The organism is Sphingomonas sp. 1185, assembly GCF_040544655.1.
GTDB lineage: Bacteria > Pseudomonadota > Alphaproteobacteria > Sphingomonadales > Sphingomonadaceae > Sphingomonas.
Map to the genome: position 1 here is coordinate 1 of NZ_JBEPKL010000059.1, position 2,686 is coordinate 2,686.

The 2,686-nt window shown below is 54.2% G+C and carries 1 rRNA gene; it reads left to right on the forward strand.

Going from position 1 to position 2,686, the window contains the following annotated elements:
- Window positions 1-2,597 (forward strand): 23S ribosomal RNA (locus ABIC44_RS19565); the annotation flags it as partial.
- Window positions 2,598-2,686: the final 89 nt, after the last annotated feature.

A 2,686-nucleotide genomic window follows, 5' to 3' on the forward strand; every position in this document is an offset into this window, starting at 1 on the left:
ACTGAATACATAGGTTTCGAGAAGCGAACCCGGTGAACTGAAACATCTCAGTAGCCGGAGGAAAAGACATCAACCGAGATTCCGTTAGTAGTGGCGAGCGAACGCGGACCAGGCCAGTGCCTGACATTCAACTAGCAGAACGATCTGGAAAGTTCGGCCATAGCGGGTGACAGCCCCGTATGCGAAAGTGATGTGTCAGGACTCGAGTAGGGCGGGACACGTGTAATCCTGTCTGAACATGGGGGGACCACCCTCCAAGCCTAAATACTCGTACATGACCGATAGCGAACTAGTACCGTGAGGGAAAGGTGAAAAGCACCCCGATGAGGGGAGTGAAACAGTACCTGAAACGGATTGCCTACAAGCAGTAGGAGCCTCTTTATGGGGTGACTGCGTACCTCTTGCATAATGGGTCTGTGACTTAATGTTTCAAGCAAGCTTAAGCCGATAGGTGTAGGCGCAGCGAAAGCGAGTCTGAATAGGGCGCTTTAGTTTGAAGTATTAGACCCGAAACCCGGCGATCTATGCATGACCAGGATGAAGGTGCGGTAACACGCACTGGAGGTCCGAACCGATTAACGTTGAAAAGTTACCGGATGAGTTGTGCTTAGGGGTGAAAGGCCAATCAAGCCGGGAAATAGCTGGTTCTCCGCGAAAACTATTGAGGTAGTGCCTCGAGCGGACACCATAGGGGGTAGAGCACTGGATGGTTGCGGGGGTCGCGAGATCTACCAATACTAACCAAACTCCGAATACCTATGAGTGATACTCGGGAGACAGACGGCGGGTGCTAAGGTCCGTCGTCAAAAGGGAAACAGCCCTGACCTACAGCTAAGGTCCCCAAGTCGTGTCTAAGTGGGAAAGCATGTGGAAATCCCAAAACAACCAGGAGGTTGGCTTAGAAGCAGCCATCCTTTAAAGAAAGCGTAACAGCTCACTGGTCTAAACAAGGGTTTCTGCGGCGAAGATGTAACGGGGCTCAAGACACGCACCGAAGCTTAGGGTGTGCACGCAAGTGCACGCGGTAGCGGAGCGTTCCGTAAGCCTGCGAAGCGATCTGGTAATGGGTCGTGGAGGTATCGGAAGTGCGAATGCAGACATGAGTAGCGATAAAGAGGGTGAGATGCCCTCTCGCCGAAAGACCAAGGGTTCCTGCGCAAGGCTAATCCGCGCAGGGTGAGCCGGCCCCTAAGACGAGCCCGAAGGGGGTAGTCGATGGGAACCACGTTAATATTCGTGGGCCTGGTGGTGTGTGACGGATCTCGTGTGTTGTACGTCCTTATCGGATTGGACGTGCCTCGAAGAGGTCCCGGGAAATAGCCCCACCGTATAGACCGTACCCGAAACCGACACAGGTGGTCAGGTAGAGTATACCAAGGCGCTTGAGAGAAGTGTCCTGAAGGAACTCGGCAAATTGCCTCCGTACCTTCGGAAGAAGGAGGCCCCATGTAAGCGCAAGCTCTCATGGGGGGCACAGGCCAGGGGGTAGCGACTGTTTAGCAAAAACACAGGGCTCTGCTAAGTCGGCTTCAAGACGACGTATAGGGCCTGACGCCTGCCCGGTGCCTGAAGGTTAAGTGGAGGAGTGCAAGCTCTGAAATGAAGCCCAGGTAAACGGCGGCCGTAACTATAACGGTCCTAAGGTAGCGAAATTCCTTGTCGGGTAAGTTCCGACCTGCACGAATGGCGTAACGACTTCCCCACTGTCTCCAGGACATGCTCAGCGAAATTGAATTCTCCGTGAAGATGCGGAGTACCCGCGGTTAGACGGAAAGACCCCGTGCACCTTTACTGCAGCTTCAGAGTGGCATTGGACAAGAACTGTGTAGCATAGGTGGGAGGCTTTGAAGCATTGGCGCCAGCCGATGTGGAGCCATAGGTGAAATACCACCCTGTTGTTGTTTAATGTCTAACCTCGTACCGTGAAACCGGTACAGGGACCCTCTGTGGCGGGTAGTTTGACTGGGGCGGTCGCCTCCTAAAGAGTAACGGAGGCGCGCGAAGGTTGGCTCAGGCCGGTTGGAAACCGGCTGTTAGAGTGCAATGGCATAAGCCAGCCTGACTGCGAGACTGACAAGTCGAGCAGAGACGAAAGTCGGTCATAGTGATCCGGTGGTCCCTCGTGGAAGGGCCATCGCTCAACGGATAAAAGGTACGCCGGGGATAACAGGCTGATAACCCCCAAGAGCTCATATCGACGGGGTTGTTTGGCACCTCGATGTCGGCTCATCACATCCTGGGGCTGGAGCAGGTCCCAAGGGTTTGGCTGTTCGCCAATTAAAGTGGTACGTGAGCTGGGTTCAGAACGTCGCGAGACAGTTTGGTCCCTATCTGCCGTGGGCGTCGAAATTTGAGAGGAGTTGACCCTAGTACGAGAGGACCGGGTTGAACGTACCTCTGGTGTACCTGTCGTCGTGCCAACGGCGCAGCAGGGTAGCTATGTACGGACGGGATAACCGCTGAAAGCATCTAAGCGGGAAGCCTCCCTCAAGATAAGATTTCTCAGGACGGTCGAAGACCACGACCTCGATAGATCGGATGTGGAAGTGCGGTAACGCATGGAGCTAACCGATACTAATTGTCCTATTCGCGCTTGAGAGCTCCACACCCCCACCATCAGCCCTGGGCTGATAGACTGAGGGTGCGGTCATCAATACAGCCAGTGCACGCATCGATTTTATACCCA